This is a genomic window from Devosia sp. A16 (assembly GCF_001402915.1).
Lineage (GTDB): Bacteria > Pseudomonadota > Alphaproteobacteria > Rhizobiales > Devosiaceae > Devosia_A.
Genome location: NZ_CP012945.1, coordinates 546519 through 563184, shown reverse-complemented (window position 1 = coordinate 563184; position 16666 = coordinate 546519). Strand labels below are relative to the sequence as shown.

The window sequence follows — 16666 nt, the reverse complement described above, 5'->3', positions numbered from 1 at the left end:
GTTGCAGCCGCCGGCGTTCGTGGGCAGCGGCGATGCAACGGGAGAGCGCGAGCGGCGTTGAACCGCGGTGCGATGCCTCCGATCAAGGTGACAGCAGATGACCATCTACCGCCTCGTGCCCTCGGCGCCTGCCGACGACCCCGGCTGGGACCTCGCCATCAACCACGGCGAGGTGGTGGTGCGCGCCCATTCAAGCGGTGAGGCGCGGGCGGTGTCCGCGCTCGAGGAAGCCAGCATCCGGGCGAAGGGCGTGCCACCGACCACCACGCAGGTCGTCGCCAGCGCCTTCCGCAATGAGAAGCTCTATACCGTCATCGAAGACGACAGCGGCACGTTCGACGACACCGGACCGGTGCGGGTGCTCCGTGGTGCCTTCGTCTTTCCGCCCGATTACCAGGGCCTCAAGGTTGACTGACATGCAGAGCAGGGGGATTTTCCTGCTCGAACGGGACCCGATCGAGGCGGGGGCGGTCGCCGCCCTGCTCACGCAGTGCGGACACCGCGTGGTGCGGCTTGCCCATTCGCTGGAGGAAGCCATCGAGGCGCCGCTCGAGGCAGTGGATTTCGCGCTGCTGGAGCGCGACCTGGGGGACGGCACCGACGCAACCCCGATCGCGGAACGGATGTCGGCAGCGGCCATTCCTTATGCCTTTATTGTCCAGCCCGGCGACCGCACCGAGCCGCAGCTGTTTCCCGGCGCGGGATTCGTGCGCAAGCCTCTGAGCCCAGCGGCCATCAAGGCGGTCATCGCGGGGTATGGGGCGGGTGAGCCAAGCTCCCCAGTCGCCGGCGACGAGGTGCAGCGCCGCGCCGAGATCGAGCTGATCAGGACCAAGCTGCAGCAAACCGCAATGCGCGCCGGGCCGAGAGGCGCTGGCGAATGAGCCCGCTCGCTTCCTAGGGCGAAGATCGAGATGGGGGCACCGCGGGAGCGGGGGCAGGGGCCCGACCCTGCTTCTTGGGTAGCAGCAATGCGGCCTGGATGGCGGCCTCCTCGGTACCGAAGGGCCCGGCGACGAGGCCGTGGTCGTCATAAACGCCGTATCCCCGGTCGTCGCGAAGCCGGATTTGCCAGCCATCGATCCAGTCCAGGACTTTCGACATGTGAAACCTCCTTTCGGTTCGCGTAAACGAAAAAATCTAGGGGCGATCGCGAGGTCGTCAAGGGGCACGGGCACCCCCTGCCTCGCGCCAATCAGGGCCGAACAGGCTCAGTGCGGAGGCGTCTGCCGATGCGGCGCCGCGAAGCTCTCGAGCGTCGCCTGGACCGATTGCAGCGCGCGTACCACGTCCTGGAAGCGCGAATGCCGGGTGACGGCCTCCGGCAGGGCGACGGCTTCGGCGCTCAACTCGTCGGCTGTTCTGGTGATCTCCTGCAGCAACTCATGCGCTTCATGCGCCAGCTTCTGCTTGCCGGCGCCAGAGGGCTCAAACTGGTAGCGGGTCTTCAGGCGCACCGCCGCGGATTGCCAGGTGCCGATCCTCTCGCGCACCGAGTGAACCGTTTCTACCACCTGACGGTTCAGATGGACGTCGACATTGGTTGCCCGGCGATGGCGAACTTCAGGAGTATTCATCAGATCGTCCCTTTCCGCATAGACGGGTATCCTCGACGCTCGTGGCGGTAAGGGCATTAACCCATGATAACGCAATCAGAAAAGACCGAAGACCCGGCTGCGGTTCCGTTACGGATTCGATGTAGCGACACCCGCGCCGGGCAGCGTGTTTTTTTGGCTTTTGGCCTCTTGACCCTGTCGCGGGTGCTCCTAAATCGAAGCTGCCAGCCGCCGGTCGCGGGGCTGGTTCAACGGGGTGGCCCGCTGAGACGGACCGTCCCTCGTACCTATGTTGCTCCAAGGAGAATGTGGTTATGAGAACCTTCGATTTCACACCGCTTTATCGTTCCACTGTCGGCTTCGATCGGCTGTTCGACATGCTCGACAGCTCAATTCGTCCCGACTGGCCGCCTTATGACATCGAGAAGGTCGGTGAGGACGAGTATCGCATCAGCATGGCGGTCGCCGGCTTCTCAGAAGAGGAGATCGAGCTGACGCAGGAAGGCAATACCCTGCTGGTTTCCGGCGCCAAGCGACAGGCCGAGGGAAACAAGCAGGAGTACCTGCATCGCGGCATCGCCAACCGCAGCTTCAAGCAGACCTTCAGCTTGGCCGACCACGTCCGGGTCGCCGGCGCCTCGCTGGAGAACGGGCTGCTGGCCATCAGCCTGGTGCGCGAAGTTCCCGAGCAGCTGAAGCCGCGGCGCATCGCGATCGGCACCGGGTCGGGCACCGTGGCGACCGACGACCAGAAGCAGATCGCAGAGACGCCAAAGCTGGCCGCCTGATCCGGCAGCTTCCGAGGCTCCCGGCAGATGCCGGGGGCCGTTGCATCGCGGAATACCCGCATCGCTTGTTCAGACAACCGAGGAAGTGATGGGACACGAACCCTTCTCCAAACCTGTTTTCCTGAAGCTCCACAGGACCGGAAACTTCCAGGCGCAAACCGCCTGGGATGCGATGGAGTATCTCGAGCGCCATTGGTCCGCTCCGCACAGTTCGCACTATCGTCATGCCCTGCGCCTCTGCCGGTCGGCGGTCGAAGGCCTGATCGGCGCCGAATCCGCCCGCCTCGCCGTCATCGACGCCGCGCAGCGCGCCGGATTGCTCGCCTACAAGTGGGAAGCGGAGGGCGCGCCGGTCAACACCGGCTACGCTGCGCTGCCGGCGTCACAAACCGTGGAGGTCGCATGATGGTCAACACCGATTTCGACGAGGTGACCGATGCCGACCTCGTCGGGTACTGGAAGGCTTCGGATATCCTCAACGATCCCGCGCTGTCGGTGACGCGCAAGCGGGCGCTGCTGGCGCACTGGGCCTCGGATATCCACGCTGTGGCCGGCACGCCCTCGCTCCGCAACGCCCGTGGAGTCAGCGTTTCGATCGACAGCCTGCTGGATGCTCTGGCCGCACTCGACGATGAGGTCGACGCGGCGGCGATGGCACACGGCACCCCCGGCGCCCGGCCGTCCTGGTGAGGGAGGGTGAGATGCAGATGAGCCTGGGTTCTCACAGCAGCGCCGCGCCGCAGCGGTTGTTCGACTGGCAGCTCGATGTGCAGCGGCTGGAACGGGAGGCCAAGGCAGCAGCTGCGGCCAGCCGTGCCGACCCGTGGACCAAGGTGGAAGCGGAGTGCTCGCTCGACCTGATCGAGGCCGAACTGGTGGCGCTCAGCAAGCGCGATCCCCGCCAGGTATCGGACAGCGTGATCGAGCTGCGCAGCTGGAAAGCCCGTGTCGAACGCGTCATCCGGATGCTCGACGCGCTCGAGGAGGCCGACGAGCGTTGAGTCAGCGGCGTGCGATCTCAAGGGTCGCACGCTTACGCTTCGGAGCAACCTGAGTGGCGTGAGCGAAGCGGCTCAAGCCCTGAGCAGCCCCAGCAGAGGCGTCCGTGATACAGCCGGGGCGTCTTCGGCGCGGCGGCGGTCGGCCGGGTGCATGTCGGCGCTCAGGTGGACGCGCCCGTCCGCATCGCGGAAGGTCATGGGCTCGCCGGCTGTCGCTGCGCCCTCCTGGCTCGATTGATCGCCGTCCGAGATCACTTCGCCGTCCCGGCCCGGTTCGGTGGGGAGGTCTTCGTCGTCACCCAGTTCCTCGATTTCGCGGCTCGGCGGTTCGGGCGCTCCCTCCGGGGGCGGGGCCGGGCGCGGCGTCGGCGCCGGGGTGGGGAGGTCAGTCGACATGATGGCGGTTCCTCGGTTGCTCGAGGGAGCCAACCTCGGTGCCGGCGATTGGTTGCGGCGGGAACAGAAGCGGGCATGCATCGTTGCTGCACCAACAGCAGGAGCAGGGCGCAACATGAGGTTTTACTTCGACATCCGGGACGGCGATGAGTTCACCGAAGACGACGCCGGCGTCGAGCTGCCCGATCTCAACGCCGCACGCCTGCAGGCGACGATCGCGCTGACCGAGATGGCCCGCGACTACCTGCCGCGCAACGGCGACGAGCGCAGGCTTGCCATCCACGTCCGCACCGACGAGGGGCCGCAGCTCGACGTGACGCTCGATTATGAGCTCGAGCACCTGCGCAAACAGGAGCGCTCGTAGATGGCGAGGCCGCACGCAGAGGCGTTCGAGCCGTTTTTCGCCATGGTCTCGGTGCGCGATACGCTCTCGGATGCGGAGCGCCACACCATCCTTGCCGCCGCCGGCGAGGTGCGCAGCTTCGCCCCCGGCGAAGACATCGTCGACCAGGGCGAGCGGCCGTCATCGAGCACGTTGCTGACCCGGGGGATGACGGCGCGCTACTCCACCGTCGAGGACGGCGGCCGGCAGATCACCGGGTTGCATCTGGCGGGGGATTTCGTCGATCTGCATTCGTTTCCGCTCAAGGTGATGGACCACGCCGTCACGGCGATCGGGCCGGTCGAGGTGGTGAGCTTTCCGCATGCGCGACTCATCGAGATCACCGAGCAGCATCCGCACCTGACGCGGGTCTTGTGGATGCTCACGCTGCTCGACGGGGCCATCCACCGGCAGTGGATGGTGGCCAAGGGGCGCCTGACCGCTGACGAGCAGATGGCGCACCTGTTCTGCGAACAGTTCGTGCGGGCCCGCACGGCGGGCCTCGGTACCAGCAAATCCTATCCGTTCCCGCTGACGCAGGCTGAATTCGGCGATGCGCTCGGCCTGTCCCAGGTCCACACCAACCGCACGTTGCAGCGGCTCAGGCGCACCGGAGCGCTGGACTGGGAGGGCGGCGTGGTGACAATCCACAACTGGCCGCAGCTGATGGAACTGGCGCAGTTCGACCCGACCTACCTGCATCTGGAGAAGCTGCCGCGCTAGAGTACTTCACCGCGGGACCAACTCATCGTCGTCGTCGCCGCGAAGCACGGACCCCAGGATCTGCTCCCCCTGTGCCTAACCACCGGGTCATTCCCGCGAAGGCGGGAACCTCTGTTTTCCTGTCCCCACGCAACATCGCAAACGGGGGGCCCTGCTTTCGCGGGGTTACCCGGTGATGGAGCCGGTAAAGCGGCTGATGGCCCTCAATAACCCCGGCCGGTCAACCTGGCCGTGAACGCGCCAGGCGCGCTCACAGCCCGCGCTTGAACTCCGCCCAGCCCAGCAGTTGCTCGGGGCTCGACACCTCGCCTTCCGCCTCGACCGGGGTAGCCTTGCGGGCGCGGGTCAGCTTCGCCTTCCAGGCGGCGCGCCGACGGTTCTCGGCGGCGGCGATGGCATCGTCCTCGCGCCAGGTGTCGAGGGTGTCCGAGCTCAGCAGGTCTTCCACCATGCGCGGATCGAAGACATGGAAGGTGATCTTGCGCGCCCGGCCGCGCAGCCGGACCGTACGAGTGCCGGCGCTCGTCAGGCGGCCGTCCTTCAGCCAGCGATGCCGCTCGGAGGTCTTGATGCCGAGGATGTCCTCGATTTCGCGAGGCAGCACCGGCAGGTCATCGATCCCTTCAAGCGCGGCGGACACCTTGGCGGAGAGTTTCGCGAGTTCGGCCTCTTCGCCCTGCGGGAGGCGGAGCATCAACTCGCGCGCCTTGATCGACAGCTGCTTCCGGGCCGCGACCGGCAGACGGGCGCGGATTTCGAGAAAGATCCCCTTGGCTCGCACAGAGGAGCCCAGCGTCGCCGCATAGGGCAGGGCCCAGGTGGCGGCGATCTGGTCGGCAGACTCGACTTTGGGCTTGCGTGTCATGCTGTGCAGATAGCCATGTTCCGCCCGCCGTCAATGCAGGGGCCGGTCACGATCTCGCCACTCGTATCGAAAAGCGAAACGGACCCCGACGGGGGCTGATCGTCGGGGTCCGCACACATGACCCGAGGAGCGACCCTTGGGTTTGTGATGAACCTAGCTGACGGCATTGGGTTCCGCGGAATTTCTTCAACCGACACGGCATGTTGCACGGGTCGGGTGAAACCATCCCGGCGCCACGAGCTTTCTCTTCGAAACAAAGGAGAGACACTCATGGCGGCTGAACCGTTCGAACGCATCCCTTTGGGGGAACGTATCGCAATCCCGCAACTCGGTTTCGGGGTCTGGCAGATCGACAATGACGAGGTGAGCGAGGCGGTGGCCCATGCCCTCGAGGTCGGTTACCGGCTGATCGACACTGCGCAGGGCTACGACAACGAGGCCGGGGTAGGCAAGGCGCTGCGCGAGGCGGGGGTCGACCGTTCCGAGATCTTTCTCACCAGCAAGCTGCGCACCAAGGCGATGGGCGTCGAAGGGGCGCTCGAGGGCGTCAGGCAATCGCTGGCGGCGCTGGGCGTCGACTATCTCGACCTGATGCTGATCCACTGGCCGACGCCGGCGCACGAGCAGTATGTCGAGACGTGGCGGGGGCTGATCGAAGCCCGGGAGCAGGGGCTGGTTCGCGCCATCGGCGTCTCCAACTTCACCCGCGAGCAGCTCGAGCGGATCATCGCCGAAACCGGCATCGTGCCGGCGCTCGACCAGATCGAGACCCAGCCCTATTTCCAGCAGAAAGAGATGCTGCCCTACCTCGCGGCGCGCGGCATCCGTCACGAGGCCTATTCGCCGCTCGGCAGTGGCGCGGTGCTCGACGATCCGGTGATCGGCGAGCTGGCCGCGGCGCGTGACCGCTCGCCGGCGCAGATCATCCTGCGCTGGCATCTGCAGCGCGGTTCGATCGTCATTCCGAAATCGGTGACCCCGGAGCGTATCGAGGAGAATTTCGATGTGTTCGGCTTCACCCTGAGCGAGGCCGAGATGGGCCGCATCAGCGGTCTCGACGATCCCGAGAACGGTCGGACCGGCAGCGATCCGGAGACGTTCAACGATCTCTATTGATGAGCCAGCGGCTCAGAGCACGGTGACCTGGAACAGCCTGACCAGGATGCGCTGCTGCTGCAGTTCGGCTTCCAGCGCCTCGCGGTAGTGGCGCCACCAGGCGGTATCGACGTCGGCCACCATCACCTCGAAAATGGCGATGCGGTCGTGGATCGGTTCGCCGCCGGAGGGCTTCCACGCACCTTCCGCCGGCGATTGCAGGAAGGCGGTCACGCCGCCGAAACGATCGGTCAGTTCGGCCTTGGTGCGCTCGAACACGCCGGCCGGCACCTGGGCGCCGTCGGGCAGTTCAAGCGGCAGATAGATCTGGACGACGAACATGGCTCGGGCCGGGCGGTGGGTGGGATGGGGAGCTTGCAGTATCGGCGGGGGCTCGTCCAGCCGGTGCGGCAAGCTCGCAGCGCTCGGGCTGCGAGGCCGGGATCAGCGCCGGACCCGGCCTTCGCCGAACAGCGGGATCACATTGCCGATCCGCTCGGCCGGCACGAGCCGGGGCTCGAAGGCGCGAACCATGGTCAGCGCCGGGTGCTGCACTCCCACCGCGACGGCGCGATCGACCTCAAGCAGCCCGTCGATGCAGCCGAGCAGCTGCTGGGGCGGCACCGGCTTCTCCAGTACCGCATCGATGCCGGCGGCCAGCAGGGGGCGGTGGAAGGCGACGGCGGCGCGGGTCAGCGCCACGATCTCGAAGGCACTGCTGGCGAGCCTCATATGGCTGCGCAGCCCGCGGGCGATGTCGATGGCCGGCGCGCCAGGCAGGTCGGTATCGAGCACCACCGCATCGACGGGCGAGGTGCGGAGGAACGTCGTCAACTGCTCGACGCTCGAAAAGCTCGCCACGCGATAGCCGCCATCTGCTTCGAGCGTGCGGCTCAGAATGGCAGCGAAAGCCGGGTTCGCCGCGAGGATCGCCACTGCTCTGGAGGTTGGGGTCGTCACCTGGGGTCTCGTTACGCTGGGGTTCGCGCCATGGGTTAATGCTTCCCTAACATGGCGGTCGGTGCGGTCGAGGCGGGATCTGCCGGTATCCTTAACCGGCCCGCCCAGCCCTCGTGCTTGCGACAGTGTGTCGGTTCGAGCCCGCGGGCGCGTTAACCGCAGCTTAACCGAGCCCTTGGGGCGACTCCTGTCGTCGTGATAGTGCGGGGGCTGAGCGGCGATGCGGCGATTGCCTGCAGGACCGGTAGATTTGAGGCGATTTGCTGTGGCGCAGACCGAGCTTGGATACCAGGGCGTAGAACGGCGCAAGGCGCGGCGGGTGGTCGCCAACCAGGCGGCGCTGTGCACCGCGTTCGGGTTGGGGGAGGGCGCGCTTGCCGCGGTGGTGATGCTGCTGCCGGCACTGCTCTACCACGGTCTCGTCCTGCGCGTGGCCGCCGCCGATATCCCGTTCGGGCTCTACGGCATCTATTCGGCCGTGGTCGGCGTGCTCTACGGGCTGTTCTCGGCGGTCTCGGCCAACCAGTTTCTCGATCGGGCGCGGCCGCCGCACACCACGCTGGTGCAGAGCGTGCTCAGCTGGACGGCGGCGTTCGCCATCGCGCTGTTCGGCGCCTTCTTCGTCGGCGTCGCCGACGATCTGTCGCGCGTCTCGCTGATCGCTGCGTTCGTCCTGGGTGTGCCTGCGCTGCTGCTGGCGCGCACCATCGCCTACGCCGCAGTCACCACCCGGATCAAGGCCGGGCGGCTGCAGTTCCAGAAGGTGGCGGTGGTGGGCAGCCGCTCCGACACGGTGCGCTTCCTCGTGAACGGCGATCTGTGGAAGACTGGCTATCGGCTGGCCGGCACGCTCTACCTCGAAGAAGCGGTGGATGCCGACGGCGCCTACAAGGAGAGCGCGGTGGTCGACTTCGCCCGGCACTGGGTGTCGCATGGCGCCGAGTTCATCGTGTTCGTCGGCGAGATCGGCGATATCGACGGGCTCGAACGGCTCACCAATGAATTGAAGCGTTTCTCCATCAACGTGGTCGCCGTGCCGGCCACCGACAATGTCAGTTTCAAGTTCCTCGACGTCGTGCCGCTCGGGCCCAACAATGCGCTGCGTTCGCTGCGCAAGCCGATGAGCGACGCCGCCGTGCTGACCAAGCGGCTGTTCGACCTCGCCGGGTCGGGGCTCGGCCTGTTGTTCCTCAGCCCGGTCTTCGCCGTGGTGGCGCTGTTGATCAAGCTCGACAGTCCCGGCCCGGTGTTCTACCGGCAGGAGCGCCGCGGCTTCAACGGCCGGACCTTCCACATCTGGAAGTTCCGCTCGATGACGGTTACCGAATCCGGCCGCAAGATGACCCAGGCCAAGGTCGGCGACAAACGCATAACCCGGATCGGCGCCTTCATCCGCCGCACCTCGATCGACGAGCTGCCGCAGCTGATCAACGTGCTGAGCGGCGAGATGAGCCTCGTCGGGCCGCGCCCGCACGCGCTGGTGCACGACGACGAGCTGGGCGAACAGCTGGCCAGCTATGCCCATCGCCAGCGCATCAAGCCGGGGATTTCCGGCTGGGCCCAGGTCAACGGCTATCGCGGCGAAACTTCGACCTTCGAGCAGATCGAGGGGCGCACCCGGCACGATCTCTACTATATCGACAACTGGTCGATCTTCCTCGATTGCTGGATCATCGTCTTGACGGTTTTCTCGTCCAAGACGCGGCGCAATGCCGTCTGATCCGGAGCCCCTCGTGTCGATACGCCTGCTTCCCGTGCTGGCCTGGCTGCTGCTGGGCGCCATTGCCTTCGTCACCCTGGCGCCGATCGGCTTCAGGCCCAATACCGGCTACTCGCCCAATATCGAGCGCTTCGTCGCCTTTGCGGCGGTGGGCTTCTGCTTCGCGTTGGCCTATCCGCGGCATCTGTGGCTGATCACGGCGCTGGTGCTGGGCGCCGCGGTGGCGTTCGAAGCGCTGCAACTGGTGTCTGCCTCGCGGCATGGACGGCTGTTCGACCTTGCCGTCAAGCTCGCCGGCGGCGGTCTGGGGATCGCCGCCGGCGTGGTGGTGGAGCGCATATGGCGGAAGGCCTCGGGACGGGCGGTTTAGCGCGAAACCGGAACGTTCCTCCATCGCGGTGGAGCAACCGGCGCCGAGCCATCGCCCGGCGGCAGATCGACTCCGGCTGCATGGGCCGACTGACCAGGCTCCGACAGCAAAAGTTTCGGTTTATTGCCGTCGCCCGAGGTTGCGCTCGCGGATCTTCACCTCTCCAAGGAAGTTGCAGACCAAAGCGAGAGGTAACGACATGCTGGGCTGGTTTCGGGCGCTGATGCCCAAAGAGGAGCGGTTTTTCACCCTCTACACACGCCATGCCGCGCTTGTCGTCGCGGCGGCCGGCGAGCTCGACCGCATGTTTCAGGCCGACGCCGATATCGGCGCGCATTGGCAGCGTATCACAGATCTCGAGCACGCCGCCGACGACGTCACGCGCGACGTGATGCAGGCGGTGCGCAAGAGCTTCATCACGCCGTTCGATCGCAGCGACATCACCGACCTTATCCAGTCGATGGATGACGCAGTGGACAAGATGCGGCGCGTGGTGAAGACGGCGCAGCTCTACGAACTGACGGTGTTCGAGCCCGGCATGGGGGCAATGGCGGCCATTGCCGTCAAGGCATCCCATCTCATGGCCGAGGCGGTGGAGCTGTTGCCGAGGCTCAATGCCAACCAGGCGCGGATCGCGGCCATTGCCGAGGAGATCGGCAAGCTGGAATCCGATGCCGATGATCTGCACGATGACGGGCTGCGGGAGCTCTACAAGCAGTACGGGGCAGCCGATCCGATGCGCTTCTTCGTCGGCCGGGCGCTGTACGTCGATCTCGAAGGGGTGGTCGACAGCCTCGACGACGTCGCGCACGAGATCACCTCGGTCATGATCGAGAACGTCTAGGCAATGGACACCGCTCTCGTACTGCCGGCGCTGGTCGGACTCATCGCCGTGGCGCTGCTGTTCGATTTCCTCAACGGACTGCATGACGCAGCCAACTCGATCGCGACCATCGTTTCGACACGCGTCCTGCGGCCGCAATTTGCGGTGCTGTGGGCGGCGTTCTTCAACTTCATAGCGTTCTTCTTCTTCGGGCTGCACGTCGCCGAGACGGTCGGGACCGGGATCGTTTCGGCGGCGGTGGTCGATCCCTCGGTGATCCTTGCGGCGCTGGTCGGAGCCATCGGCTGGAATGTCATCACCTGGCTCCTCGGCATCCCCTCGAGCAGCTCGCATGCGCTGATCGGCGGGCTGGTCGGCGCCGGCGTCGCCAAAGCGGGGTTCGATGCCGTGGTGTGGGGCGGTTTGCTGAAGACTGTGAGCGCCATTTTCCTGTCGCCGGCGGTGGGGTTCTGCCTGGCGCTGCTGCTCGTTCTCATCGTCGCCTGGCTGTTCGTCCGATCGACACCGTTCCGCGCCGACAGCACCTTCCGCATCCTGCAGTTCGTCTCGGCCTCGCTCTATTCGCTCGGCCATGGCGGCAACGACGCGCAAAAGACGATGGGGATCATCGCCGTGCTGCTCTACTCGCAGGGCCTGCTCGGCGACAGTTTCCATGTGCCGTTCTGGGTGGTGCTGAGCTGCCAGTTCGCGATGGCCATGGGCACACTGATGGGCGGCTGGCGCATCGTGCACACCATGGGTTCGAAGATCACCCGGCTGACGCCGATGCAGGGGTTCTGCGCCGAAACAGGCGGCGCCATCACGCTGTTCGGTGCGACCTGGCTCGGGATCCCGGTTTCCACCACCCACACCATCACCGGCGCGATTGTCGGCGTCGGCGCGGCGCGTCGGGTTTCGGCGGTGCGCTGGGGCATTGCCAGCAACATCGTCGTGGCCTGGGTGGTGACGCTGCCCGCAGCGGCGGCGATGTCGGCCCTGACCTATTTCATCGTGGGCTGGATCACCTGATGGGTCACAAGCGTCGACAGACCGAGATGGGCCGGCGGGCCCGGCAGGTCGCGGCGTTGCCCTGGCGTCGCGAGGCCGACGGCAGCATCGCGGTGCTGCTCATCACCTCGCGTACCAATGCCAAGTGGATGCTGCCCAAGGGCTGGGCGATCCCCGGCAAGAGCGATGTCGAATCCGCGGTGATCGAGGCCGAGGAAGAGGCCGGGGTCACCGGCATTCCCTCTCGGGCGCCGATCGGCTCCTACTTCTACGTCCGGCAGGAAGACAACGGCAAAACGCGGCCGTCCCAGGCGGTGATCTATGCGCTGGAGGTGACGCAGGAACTGGGCACCTGGGACGAGAAGCAGCAGCGCACTCGCCGCTGGTTCACAGCAGGGGACGCCGCGCTCGCGGTGTTCGAGCGCGATCTCGCCCGCTTTCTCGGCAAGCTTGCCGCGGGTCGGATCCATCTCGCATAGCGGCGTGATGCCAAGAGGGAATTGGGGTTTGCTCTTGGTACGGTATCGGGGCAGGCCGGCGTTCTGATAGAAGGCGCGGGCGACGCTCGATCATAGGTCGGCGCCGACCCGGCAATGCGCGACTAGAGACAACCATGACGCTGCTGCGCGACCTGAGCATGAACGACATCGTATCGCGCATCGGCGCGGTTATCGTGTTTGCCTGGCTGCATGGCCTGCTGCTGGCCGGGCTGGCACGGCTGCTCGGAGATCGGCGGCCCGAGTTCGACGGCAGGTTGACCGCCAACCCCTTCGCGCAGTTGTCGGTCTGGGGGCTGGCCGTCGGCGTGCTGTTCGCCATGGGCTGGGCACGCCCCTTGCGCTACGAGGCGGCGAGCAACCGGCTGGGTGGCTGGGGCATCGTGCTGGTGGTGCTGGCCGGGCTGGCCGGCACGGCACTGCTGGTCCCCGCCGTCGACCTGCTGCGGCCGCTGGCGCTGCTGCTGCCGCAGAGCGGAACGTTCGTCGCGCTGTATCTGATCGGCCAGTTCCAGCTGGTGACCACGGGCTCGGTGCTGCTGAACCTGCTGCCGATCCCTGGGCTCACGGCCGGAGCGATCTGGCAGGCGGTCTGGCCGGAGCAGGGGCGGCGCCTGCCGCGCTACCAGGCGCTGGGCCTCGCAGCGGTCACCGCCGCTGTGGTGGCGGGGCTGGTGCCGGCGCTGGGGAGTATGGTGCTGCCCTATCTGAGCGTCGTCGGCAGGGGTTAGCGGGCAGAGCGAGTCTGGCCGCCCCCTCCACTGCCTTCGGCGGTCCCCCTCCCCCGCCACGCGGGGAGGATCACCGAGAGTTCGTGGTTGGTGGCCCTTACTCCCCGGCGCGCCCCGCATAGCCGAACTGTTTGAGCAGGCCGTCGATGGTCCCGTCGGCGACGAGGGCGTCGATGGCCTGGTCGATCTGGCTCCGGAGGAACCCGTTGCGCGAGGAGACCAGCGCGCCGACCCGGACTTCGGCTTCGGGGATCGGGTCGTTGCCGATGACCCGCAGATCGGCCGCCTCGGGCCGCTCGGCCTTGAGGCGGGCCAGCACCGGCTGCCACAGGATCATCCCGGCGATGGTGCCGTCGAGTACGCGGGTCGCCATCAGGTTGGGGTCGGCATAGGGCAGCCGCACCCAGCGCTCGGGCTTGCTGCGCTGCTGTGCCCAGGTGATGTAGTTCATCTCGCCCATGCTGGCCATCGCCGTGCCGAGGCGCTGATCCAGCGGGATGTCGCCCAGGCGCTGCCAGCCGGGGTGCTTGACCGCCAGCACGAACGGGATGGTGGCGTAGGGGCGGGTGACCGAGAAGCTGTCCGAGGTCGGCGTATTGGGGGACACCGAAACCCCCATGAACATGTCGCAGTCATTGTTCATGGCGAGGTTGAGTTCGTCCATGAAGCCGTCGCCGGTGAGCGGAAAGCCGCCAAAACCTTCCATGATCTTGACCTCGAGGAACAGCGCGTCGCCGAGCGCCTTGGCCACCGCCTCGTCGAACGGACGGCCCAGGCTGGTGCGGTCGAAGCAGACCTGAATCGAGTCGCCGGCCTGGCGGCGGGTATTGTTGAATTCCTCGGGCGGCACGCCCGAGGTCTGGGCCAGCGCCGCGCCGGTGCCGAAAATGAAAAGCGCTGGAACAAGAAATTTCAGCATAGTCGTCTCCTCGAGCATTTCGTTTGAAATGCGAAAGCACTTCACCGGGTCGCCAACGGCGAAGCAGGGCGTCTCGACCGCCATCGGCCTGTGCGCCAAGTCATGGCCGCGCCCCATCCACCGGGTCATTCCCGAGAAAGCGGGAACCTCTGTTTCTCTTGGCCTTCGGCATGATCGCAAACGGAGGTCCCCGCTTTCGCGGGAATGACACCGAGCTTGAGGCGCTTTCTGGTGGCATTCTCACCTATGGGCGCTGCGTCGCCGGTGGGATCCAAAAAAGAAAGGGGCCGGCGGCCCCTTTCCCAGTCGCTCAGATCGGCTCACTCAGCTGGCCGACTTGGGCAGCTTGAAGACGAAGATCGAGTTGCCCGAGCCGGTCGGCAGCGGGATCTCCGGGAAGGCCGAGGAGATCGAGCTGGCGGCGTTCGAGTAGCCCGTCGGCACCACGAGGTACTGCTCGCCGTCGATCTCGTAGGTCGACGGATAGCCACCGATCGGGGCGTTGAGGCGCTGCGACCAGACGACCTTGCCGGTCTCCTGATCCCAGGCGTTGATGTTGCGGGCGGCGTCGCCGCCGAACACCAGGCCACCGGCGGTCGCCAGCACCGACGAGGTCATCGACGGACGGCTGCGGTACTGCCACTTGTGGTCGCCCTGGGTCGCGTTGATGTCGACCGCGTCGAGCAGGCCGGCCTCGGTGATGCCTTCAGGCAGCACGCGCGGGCCGAACTTGACCGCGCCCACCGCGTTGCCGGCGGTGAACTCGACCTGGGTCGGGGCCACGGTGTTGCAGGCTTCGGTCAGCGGCACGTAATAGGCCTTGGTGAGCGGGCTGTAGGAGCCGGTCATCCAGAGCTTGCCACCCGACACCGAGGCGCAGATCAGGTGCTCTTCGCCGACCGCCTTGGAGATGAGGTCGGTGTTGACCTGCACGGTGCCGTCGGCATCGACGCCGGTCACCACGTTCTGCTTCACCGTATCCTTGTGCCACAGATACTTGCCGGTATCGCGATCGAGCGCGAAGACGATGCCGTTCTTGCCGGCCGCGGTGATCAGCAGGTGCTGCGTCTTGCCGTCGACTTCCTGGTCGACCAGGATGCGCTCGAACGGGCTGTCGAGGTCCCAGTTGTCGCGCGGCAGGTGCTGGTAGTACCACTTGAGCTTGCCGGTCTCGACGTCGATGGCGAGCGTCGAGTTGGTGTAGAGCACGCTGCCGTCGCCCGAACCGCGGATCAGCTCGGAATAGGGGCCGGGCATGCCGATGCCCCAGAACGTGGTCTTGGTCGCCGGGTCATAGGCGCCGGTGGTCCAGGGCGTGCCGCCCCAGCGGTTTTCCGGCGGCACGTCGCCCCAGCTCTCGCCCTGCTTGGGGTTGTTGGGGTCGTCGATGGTGTTGAAGCGCCACAGTTCCTCACCGGTGTTGACGTCGTGCGCCATGATGTAGCAGCCGCCGGCGGTGCCGGCGATCGAGCAGCCGGAAATGGCGGAGATGATCTTGCCGTCGGCGATCAGCGGACCGACGGTGTAGCTGTAGCCCTTCTGGGTATCGAGGACCTGCTTCTCCCACACCGGCTTGCCGTCCTTGGCATTGAGCACGACGATCTTGGCGTCGACGGTGGTGAGGATGACCTTGTCTTCATAGAGCGCGATCGAGTTCTTCTGCCGGCGCGCCTGGTTGATCTGGTAGCTCCAGGAACTGGGCAGCTCGGTCAGGGTCGGACGATACTGCCAGACCAGATCACCGGTCTTGGCGTTGAGCGCCTCGACGATGTTGTTGTTGGTCTGCAGGAACATGATGCCGTCATGCACGAGCGGCGCGGTTTCCTGGATGCCGGCCTCGGCCATCGGCCAGGCCCAGGCGAGCTGCAGCTTGCCCACCGTATCCTTGTTGATCAGGTCGAGCTGGCTGTAGCCCTGGTTGTTGTAGTTCCCGCGGAACATCAACCACTCTTCCTTGGGCGGGTTGGCCAGCATGTCGTCGGTGACCGGGACGTAATTCTTGGTCGCCTCGGGAGCGGGCGTTGCCGCCGCCGCATCGGCGGCAGGGGCCGCCGCGGCGGGCGCCGCCGCATTCTGTGCCAGGGCAGGGCCGGCAAACAATGCCAATGCGGTCGTCGCGACCAACATGGACTTCAAAAGTTCGATTTTCATCGAGACCTCCTAAAAGCGGCACACATCAGTGCGCCAGATAATTCAGTTGGCAGCGGGCGCGGCGACGGTGGGGAGCGTCTTGCCCCAGGTGTACGCCTGCGGAACTGCGGGAGTGGTCGCGGCGGGAGCCGCCGCTGCGCCCGGGGCCGGACCGCCGGGCAGCTGCTTGCCCCAGGTGAAGGCCTGGGGAACAGCCGGCGCCGCCTCGGCAGTGGTGGCGGCGGCCGCCGCTTTGGTTGCCGGAGCCGCCGCGGTCGCGCCTGCCTTGGTTTCCTCAGGCAGCGAGATGGCGGCGAGCTTGTCGGGGTCGGCGGTCAGCGGTTCGTCACCCGGCTGGGCGCCGTTGAACTGCATGATGTAGGCAATGATGTTGAGATAGGTCTCATCGCCGAGCTGGCCCGGCGCCGAAGGCGGCATGGCCACGTGGATGAAATCGAACAGTCCACCGGCGGTGGCCCAGTTCTGCATCACGTCGGGGCCCGCCAGACCCGGGGCATCCGGACCTTCGAGCTGCTTGCCGTGACACTGGGCGCAGTTGGAGTTGTAGGCGGTCTGGCCGGCGGCGGCCTGGTCGGCGGTAAAACCCGCCGCATTGGCCGTGCCGCCGGACAACGCGGCGGTCAGCGCGACGGCCGCGAGGTAGGTAAGCTTTAGGGGCATTTTCGACTCCCGAGAATGGGC

At 66.4% G+C, this 16666-nt stretch carries 24 protein-coding genes; 15 read left to right on the top strand and 9 right to left on the bottom strand.

Annotated elements, in window-relative coordinates:
* Window positions 1-97 precede the first annotated feature (97 nt).
* Together APS40_RS02775 and APS40_RS02770 are read left to right on the top strand one after the other, a co-directional pair.
* Window positions 98-415: a hypothetical protein gene (locus APS40_RS02775; RefSeq protein WP_055045605.1), complete on the top strand. Its 318-nt coding sequence runs from the start codon at window positions 98-100 to the stop codon at window positions 413-415.
* Window positions 408-884, top strand: coding sequence for a hypothetical protein (locus tag APS40_RS02770; RefSeq protein WP_156342806.1), 477 nt, complete (start codon window positions 408-410; stop codon window positions 882-884). Before APS40_RS02775 ends, APS40_RS02770 begins: the two co-directional genes overlap by 8 nt.
* Window positions 885-897: 13 nt before the next feature.
* Here APS40_RS02770 and APS40_RS02765 read toward each other — a convergent pair whose 3' ends face one another.
* Both APS40_RS02765 and APS40_RS02760 read right to left on the bottom strand, forming a co-directional pair.
* Window positions 898-1104: a hypothetical protein gene (locus APS40_RS02765; protein ID WP_055045603.1), complete on the bottom strand. Its 207-nt coding sequence runs from the start codon at window positions 1102-1104 to the stop codon at window positions 898-900.
* A 107-nt stretch (window positions 1105-1211) separates the two neighbouring features.
* Entirely contained in the window at window positions 1212-1577 is a 366-nt protein-coding gene (locus APS40_RS02760) for a hypothetical protein (RefSeq protein ID WP_055045602.1), read from the bottom strand.
* 293 nt (window positions 1578-1870) lie between these two features.
* Between APS40_RS02760 and APS40_RS02755 the strand changes: the two genes are divergently transcribed.
* From APS40_RS02755 to APS40_RS02740, 4 genes are all read left to right on the top strand, one after another.
* A complete protein-coding gene (locus APS40_RS02755; RefSeq protein WP_055045601.1) occupies window positions 1871-2344 on the top strand; it encodes an Hsp20 family protein in 474 nt (157 codons plus the stop codon).
* A gap of 88 nt (window positions 2345-2432) precedes the next feature.
* Window positions 2433-2750 carry a DUF982 domain-containing protein gene (locus APS40_RS02750; protein WP_055045600.1) on the top strand — a complete coding sequence of 106 codons (318 nt, stop codon included), beginning with the start codon at window positions 2433-2435 and terminating at the stop codon, window positions 2748-2750.
* Window positions 2747-3034 (top strand): hypothetical protein, encoded by a 288-nt coding sequence (locus APS40_RS02745; protein WP_055045599.1) that lies wholly within the window; start codon window positions 2747-2749, stop codon window positions 3032-3034. The genes APS40_RS02750 and APS40_RS02745 overlap by 4 nt, the downstream gene beginning before the upstream one ends.
* A 17-nt stretch (window positions 3035-3051) precedes the next feature.
* Window positions 3052-3345, top strand: a complete 294-nt coding sequence (locus APS40_RS02740) for a hypothetical protein (RefSeq protein ID WP_156342805.1) — start codon at window positions 3052-3054, stop codon at window positions 3343-3345.
* A 72-nt stretch (window positions 3346-3417) separates the two neighbouring features.
* On the opposite strand, the gene APS40_RS02735 is transcribed toward APS40_RS02740, so the two are convergent.
* Entirely contained in the window at window positions 3418-3741 is a 324-nt protein-coding gene (locus APS40_RS02735) for a hypothetical protein (RefSeq protein ID WP_055045597.1), read from the bottom strand.
* Between the two features lie 115 nt (window positions 3742-3856).
* Between APS40_RS02735 and APS40_RS02730 the strand changes: the two genes are divergently transcribed.
* On the top strand, window positions 3857-4105 hold the full coding sequence (locus APS40_RS02730) for a DUF6894 family protein (RefSeq protein WP_055045596.1): 249 nt from the start codon (window positions 3857-3859) through the stop codon (window positions 4103-4105).
* The gene (locus tag APS40_RS02725; protein ID WP_156342804.1) at window positions 4106-4846 is read left to right on the top strand and encodes a Crp/Fnr family transcriptional regulator; all 741 of its coding nucleotides are present in this window, start codon (window positions 4106-4108) and stop codon (window positions 4844-4846) included.
* A 250-nt stretch (window positions 4847-5096) separates the two neighbouring features.
* On the opposite strand, the gene APS40_RS02720 is transcribed toward APS40_RS02725, so the two are convergent.
* Window positions 5097-5711, bottom strand: coding sequence for a hypothetical protein (locus APS40_RS02720; RefSeq protein WP_055045595.1), 615 nt, complete (start codon window positions 5709-5711; stop codon window positions 5097-5099).
* A gap of 270 nt (window positions 5712-5981) precedes the next feature.
* Here APS40_RS02720 and APS40_RS02715 point away from each other — a divergent pair, with 270 nt between their 5' ends.
* Window positions 5982-6827, top strand: a complete 846-nt coding sequence (locus APS40_RS02715; protein ID WP_055045594.1) for an aldo/keto reductase — start codon at window positions 5982-5984, stop codon at window positions 6825-6827.
* Window positions 6828-6839: 12 nt separating this feature from the next.
* On the opposite strand, the gene APS40_RS02710 is transcribed toward APS40_RS02715, so the two are convergent.
* Together APS40_RS02710 and APS40_RS25145 are read right to left on the bottom strand one after the other, a co-directional pair.
* On the bottom strand, window positions 6840-7148 hold the full coding sequence (locus APS40_RS02710; RefSeq protein WP_055045593.1) for a hypothetical protein: 309 nt from the start codon (window positions 7146-7148) through the stop codon (window positions 6840-6842).
* A 102-nt stretch (window positions 7149-7250) separates the two neighbouring features.
* On the bottom strand, window positions 7251-7766 hold the full coding sequence (locus APS40_RS25145; protein ID WP_197279417.1) for a response regulator: 516 nt from the start codon (window positions 7764-7766) through the stop codon (window positions 7251-7253).
* A 250-nt stretch (window positions 7767-8016) separates the two neighbouring features.
* Between APS40_RS25145 and APS40_RS02700 the strand changes: the two genes are divergently transcribed.
* The 6 genes from APS40_RS02700 to APS40_RS02675 all read left to right on the top strand — a co-directional run bounded on the left by APS40_RS02700 (window position 8017) and on the right by APS40_RS02675 (window position 12915).
* Window positions 8017-9486: an exopolysaccharide biosynthesis polyprenyl glycosylphosphotransferase gene (locus APS40_RS02700; protein ID WP_197279416.1), complete on the top strand. Its 1470-nt coding sequence runs from the start codon at window positions 8017-8019 to the stop codon at window positions 9484-9486.
* Window positions 9487-9499: 13 nt separating this feature from the next.
* Complete coding sequence (locus APS40_RS02695) at window positions 9500-9856, top strand: VanZ family protein (RefSeq protein WP_335338176.1); 357 nt, start codon at window positions 9500-9502, stop codon at window positions 9854-9856.
* 199 nt (window positions 9857-10055) lie between these two features.
* Complete coding sequence (locus APS40_RS02690; RefSeq protein ID WP_055045589.1) at window positions 10056-10700, top strand: DUF47 domain-containing protein; 645 nt, start codon at window positions 10056-10058, stop codon at window positions 10698-10700.
* A gap of 3 nt (window positions 10701-10703) precedes the next feature.
* The gene (locus APS40_RS02685; protein WP_055045588.1) at window positions 10704-11708 is read left to right on the top strand and encodes an inorganic phosphate transporter; all 1005 of its coding nucleotides are present in this window, start codon (window positions 10704-10706) and stop codon (window positions 11706-11708) included.
* On the top strand, window positions 11708-12166 hold the full coding sequence (locus tag APS40_RS02680) for an NUDIX hydrolase (protein ID WP_055045587.1): 459 nt from the start codon (window positions 11708-11710) through the stop codon (window positions 12164-12166). Before APS40_RS02685 ends, APS40_RS02680 begins: the two co-directional genes overlap by 1 nt.
* A 134-nt stretch (window positions 12167-12300) precedes the next feature.
* Window positions 12301-12915 carry a hypothetical protein gene (locus APS40_RS02675; RefSeq protein ID WP_055045586.1) on the top strand — a complete coding sequence of 205 codons (615 nt, stop codon included), beginning with the start codon at window positions 12301-12303 and terminating at the stop codon, window positions 12913-12915.
* 97 nt (window positions 12916-13012) lie between these two features.
* Here the strand turns inward: APS40_RS02675 and APS40_RS02670 are convergent, their stop codons facing one another.
* The 3 genes from APS40_RS02670 to APS40_RS02660 all read right to left on the bottom strand — a co-directional run bounded on the left by APS40_RS02670 (window position 13013) and on the right by APS40_RS02660 (window position 16645).
* A complete protein-coding gene (locus tag APS40_RS02670; RefSeq protein WP_197279415.1) occupies window positions 13013-13834 on the bottom strand; it encodes a substrate-binding periplasmic protein in 822 nt (273 codons plus the stop codon).
* A 324-nt stretch (window positions 13835-14158) separates the two neighbouring features.
* A complete protein-coding gene (locus APS40_RS02665) occupies window positions 14159-15985 on the bottom strand; it encodes a pyrroloquinoline quinone-dependent dehydrogenase (RefSeq protein WP_055045584.1) in 1827 nt (608 codons plus the stop codon).
* 42 nt (window positions 15986-16027) lie between these two features.
* Entirely contained in the window at window positions 16028-16645 is a 618-nt protein-coding gene (locus tag APS40_RS02660) for a c-type cytochrome (RefSeq protein ID WP_055045583.1), read from the bottom strand.
* Window positions 16646-16666: the final 21 nt, after the last annotated feature.

Bases quoted from the DNA above. Each gene is read 5' to 3' on its own strand.
- APS40_RS02710 (WP_055045593.1), bottom strand. From the start codon at position 7,148: ATGTTCGTCGTCCAGATCTATCTGCCGCTTGAACTGCCCGACGGCGCC.
- APS40_RS02720 (WP_055045595.1), bottom strand. From the start codon at position 5,711: ATGACACGCAAGCCCAAAGTCGAGTCTGCCGACCAGATCGCCGCCACC.
- APS40_RS02660 (WP_055045583.1), bottom strand. From the start codon at position 16,645: ATGCCCCTAAAGCTTACCTACCTCGCGGCCGTCGCGCTGACCGCCGCG.
- APS40_RS02740 (WP_156342805.1), top strand. From the start codon at position 3,052: ATGAGCCTGGGTTCTCACAGCAGCGCCGCGCCGCAGCGGTTGTTCGAC.
- APS40_RS02730 (WP_055045596.1), top strand. From the start codon at position 3,857: ATGAGGTTTTACTTCGACATCCGGGACGGCGATGAGTTCACCGAAGAC.
- APS40_RS02680 (WP_055045587.1), top strand. From the start codon at position 11,708: ATGGGTCACAAGCGTCGACAGACCGAGATGGGCCGGCGGGCCCGGCAG.
- APS40_RS02715 (WP_055045594.1), top strand. From the start codon at position 5,982: ATGGCGGCTGAACCGTTCGAACGCATCCCTTTGGGGGAACGTATCGCA.
- APS40_RS02685 (WP_055045588.1), top strand. From the start codon at position 10,704: ATGGACACCGCTCTCGTACTGCCGGCGCTGGTCGGACTCATCGCCGTG.
- APS40_RS02765 (WP_055045603.1), bottom strand. From the start codon at position 1,104: ATGTCGAAAGTCCTGGACTGGATCGATGGCTGGCAAATCCGGCTTCGC.
- APS40_RS02750 (WP_055045600.1), top strand. From the start codon at position 2,433: ATGGGACACGAACCCTTCTCCAAACCTGTTTTCCTGAAGCTCCACAGG.
- APS40_RS02775 (WP_055045605.1), top strand. From the start codon at position 98: ATGACCATCTACCGCCTCGTGCCCTCGGCGCCTGCCGACGACCCCGGC.
- APS40_RS02745 (WP_055045599.1), top strand. From the start codon at position 2,747: ATGATGGTCAACACCGATTTCGACGAGGTGACCGATGCCGACCTCGTC.
- APS40_RS02725 (WP_156342804.1), top strand. From the start codon at position 4,106: ATGGCGAGGCCGCACGCAGAGGCGTTCGAGCCGTTTTTCGCCATGGTC.
- APS40_RS02760 (WP_055045602.1), bottom strand. From the start codon at position 1,577: ATGAATACTCCTGAAGTTCGCCATCGCCGGGCAACCAATGTCGACGTC.
- APS40_RS02735 (WP_055045597.1), bottom strand. From the start codon at position 3,741: ATGTCGACTGACCTCCCCACCCCGGCGCCGACGCCGCGCCCGGCCCCG.
- APS40_RS02755 (WP_055045601.1), top strand. From the start codon at position 1,871: ATGAGAACCTTCGATTTCACACCGCTTTATCGTTCCACTGTCGGCTTC.
- APS40_RS02675 (WP_055045586.1), top strand. From the start codon at position 12,301: ATGACGCTGCTGCGCGACCTGAGCATGAACGACATCGTATCGCGCATC.
- APS40_RS02665 (WP_055045584.1), bottom strand. From the start codon at position 15,985: ATGAAAATCGAACTTTTGAAGTCCATGTTGGTCGCGACGACCGCATTG.
- APS40_RS02670 (WP_197279415.1), bottom strand. From the start codon at position 13,834: ATGCTGAAATTTCTTGTTCCAGCGCTTTTCATTTTCGGCACCGGCGCG.
- APS40_RS02690 (WP_055045589.1), top strand. From the start codon at position 10,056: ATGCTGGGCTGGTTTCGGGCGCTGATGCCCAAAGAGGAGCGGTTTTTC.